This is a genomic window from Halolamina salina (assembly GCF_042678005.1).
GTDB lineage: Archaea > Halobacteriota > Halobacteria > Halobacteriales > Haloferacaceae > Halolamina > Halolamina salina.
On sequence record NZ_JBHUDH010000022.1, the window covers coordinates 50,324 to 52,880 of the forward strand.

Here is a 2,557-nt window from a genome sequence, read left to right on the forward strand (position 1 = left end):
CGTCGGCGTCGGCGTGATCTCCGTCGTCGCTTCGGGGCTGTTCGAGACGATCGCCGGGAACCTCCTCCGGATCGTCGGGTTCAGCGCCGGCGCGCAGATGCGGACCATCTCCGAGGCCCAGCCGTTCCTCAGCCCGACCTCCATCCAGCAGTACGGCCTCAACACCGGCGCCGAACGCATCATCCTCGAGTACGGGGTCACCCTGTTCACCGCGATCCTCGCAGTCGTGCTCATGCACGCCCGTCCGCTGCTCCGTAAGGGTACCCAGCGTGCGTACACCTACCTCGGCGGGAGCCTCCTGACCGCCGCGCTGATCTTCCTGACGCCGCTGCCGAGCGTGGTCGGCGGCGTCGTCGGCATCGACCAGCAGGTGCTCGGGCTGGCGATCGTCGCCGCGCTCCTCGTGGGCGCGCCGCTGATCGCGGAGTACGAGGCGACCGACCTGCTGTTCGTGGTCTGGGCGGCGTTCATCACCTCGATGGCGTTCACCCAGGTCCGCTTCAACTACTACCTCGCGGTCGTGATCGTGGTCGCCAACGCCTACCTGTTCGGCCGCGTGCTCGACTACATCGACGCCGACAGCGCGCTTTCTGCGGCCGATCTGGAGGTCCGCACGGTCGGGCTGGCGACCGTCCCCGTCGTGTTCGGGCTGCTCCTGCTCAACCAGACGCTCGCGGCGGTCGTCGTCGCGGTCGCGGCGCTCGTAGGCGCGATCATGTTCGTCGAGGAGTTGGAGGGCCACCAGGTGCTCACCGTCGCCGCCGTCCTCCTGCTCGTCGCCGCGCCCGTGCTCGCCGTCCCGGTCACGCTCGGCGGCAGCGCACAGAGCGCCGGCACGCAGACCGCCACGTCCGTCCAGACCGGCAACAACACCGGTCCCGGCGCGATACTGGCGTGGGAAGGGACGTTCGACTGGATGCAGAACAACACCCCCGAGGAGGGGAACCTCGGCGGCGCCGGCAACGCCGAGGACATGGAGTACTACGGCGCCTACGAGAAGACGGACGACTTCGAGTACCCCGAGGGCGCCTACGGCGTGATGTCGTGGTGGGACTACGGCCACTGGATCACGACCCAGAGCGAGCGGATTCCGAACGCGAACCCGTTCCAGCAGGGCGCGACCAACGCCGCGAACTACCTGCTCGCGCCCAACGAAAGTCAGGCGCAGAACGTGCTCGACCGGCGCGCCCAGCCGGGTGAGGAGACCCGTTACGTGATGGTCGACTACCAGATGGCGTCGGTCACCTCGAAGTTCAGCGCGCCCGTGACGTTCTACGACGACCAGAACGTCTCCTACAGCGACTTCGCCAAGGGGATGTACCAGCTCCAGGAGACCGAGCGCGGCACGTTCGTCAGTGGCTCGGCCCAAATCTACGAGCAGCGGTACTACGAGAGCCTGATGATCCGGCTCTACCGCTACCACGGCTCCGCACAGGACGCCGCGCCGTTCGTGGTCGACTGGGAGACCCGCGAGCTGACCCGTCCCAACGGCGAGACGTTCGAGGCCCGGACGACGATGGCCAACGACACGATGCTGCGACGCTTCCCGAACATGAGCGCCGCCCGCGCGTACGTCGAGGAGGACGGTAGCGCCCAGATCGGCGGCGTCGGGCCGTTCCCGCAGGAGGACATCCCCGCGCTGGAGCACTACCGGCTGGCGAAGGCCAGTCAGGCCCAGAACCAGAACTTCCAGCTGAACGACCGGCGACAGGCCGCGATGGCCGGCGACCAGCTCTACGGGCTGATCTACCAGCAGTCCACCACGACGCCGTCGTGGGTGAAGACGTTCGAGAAGGTGCCCGGCGCGACCGTCGAGGGGTCGAACGCCCCCGCCAACACCGAGGTGACCGCGTCCGTCCAGATGCGGATGCCGTCCTCGAACCAGACGTTCACCTACACCCAGCACGCCCAGACGAACGACGAGGGCGAGTTCACGCTGACGCTGCCGTACTCCACCACCGGCTACGACGAGTTCGGGCCGGAGAACGGCTACACGAACGTGAGCGTCCGGGCGGTCGGAAACTACACCGTCACGGCGCCGGCGACAACCAACGAGAGCGGCTACTCCATCCAGTACGGTCAGGAGTTCGAGGTCTCCGAGGGCAAGGTGCTGGGCGTCGACGAGGAGGCCAAGCAGATCACCCTCGAGAAGCGCACACAGCCGCCCGAGGGCGCACAGAACGAGAGCAGCGGGAACGAGACGAACACGAGCGAGAACACCAGCAGCCTCGCCGGCCCGGAACCGATCGGGACCGTCGACGGTGAGAGCCGACAGTCGGCCGACTCGACGGNGCGGCCCGAGCGTGATCGGCGTCGGGGCCGACACGCTCGCCCCGGCGGCACGGGTCACGAACTGATGCGCGGACGGGACTCCCTGAGCGTCTACCTCCGCGGGGTGGCGATGGGCGCCGCCGACGCGGTGCCCGGCGTCTCTGGGGGGACCATCGCGCTGCTGACGGGGATCTACCCCCGACTGATCGCCGCGATCACCGCCGTCGAGCCTGACAGACTGCTCGACATCGTCGCCGCGCCGCTGCCCGACCGCCGCGGCGACGCC

At 68.6% G+C, this 2,557-nt stretch carries 1 protein-coding gene and 1 pseudogene; both read left to right on the forward strand.

Annotated elements, in window-relative coordinates:
- Nucleotides 1–13: 13 nt before the first annotated feature.
- Nucleotides 14–2,056 (forward strand): annotated as a pseudogene (locus ACFR9S_RS02825) (oligosaccharyl transferase, archaeosortase A system-associated); the annotation flags it as partial.
- Between the two features lie 300 nt (nucleotides 2,057–2,356).
- Nucleotides 2,357–2,557, forward strand: a 201-nt coding sequence (locus ACFR9S_RS02830) for an undecaprenyl phosphate translocase family protein (RefSeq protein ID WP_379818025.1), incomplete at its 3' end; no start/stop codon positions are given.